Here is a 522-nt window from a genome sequence, read left to right as displayed (position 1 = left end):
GCCACCGCCGCGAGGTCGTTCAGCGCCGTCTCGATCGACTCCGCGTCGGATCGGTCCGAGGCCGTGGTGTCACCGAATCGGCCGAGCGAGGCCCGCAGCAGTACCGCGTCACGCTCGTCGAGGTGCGGCCACTTGCGGCTCGACAGGGTGAATGCCTTGACGTCCAAGCCCGCGTCCGTGGCCACCAGGATTCCCGAATTCTGCGGCAGCTCGGTCGTTTTCGGGAATGCCAGGGCTACGACGACCGACGAGGCCAGCTCGATGCTCCGGGCTGCGTGAGACGCAGCGGGTGCGACCTCCGCGATCAACCAGCCGAGAGTAGGCGCGGGTACCGCGAGCACCACACCGTCGACGATGCCGACACCGTCGACGAACCACCCGCCGGACTCCTGGCGTATCGCCCCCACGTGTGTCCCGACGAGCACCTCGGCATCGATCGCAGCGACGAGTGCATCCAGCAACACCGCATAACCGTCGCGCAGCCCGCCGAACACCGGTCCCGGCGACGGGGACGGGCATGCA

1 protein-coding gene is annotated in these 522 nt (G+C 68.8%); it reads right to left on the bottom strand.

The annotated features are described in order from the left end of the window. A partial coding sequence (locus tag RHBS_RS28530; protein WP_187298699.1) for an FAD-dependent oxidoreductase occupies window positions 1-522 on the bottom strand: 522 nt, incomplete at both ends.

This window comes from Rhodococcus sp. BS-15 (assembly GCF_000813105.1).
Classification (GTDB): Bacteria; Actinomycetota; Actinomycetes; order Mycobacteriales; family Mycobacteriaceae; genus Rhodococcoides.
The sequence above is the reverse complement of the archived record's forward strand: the minus strand, read 5'-3'. Positions and strand labels throughout refer to the sequence as shown.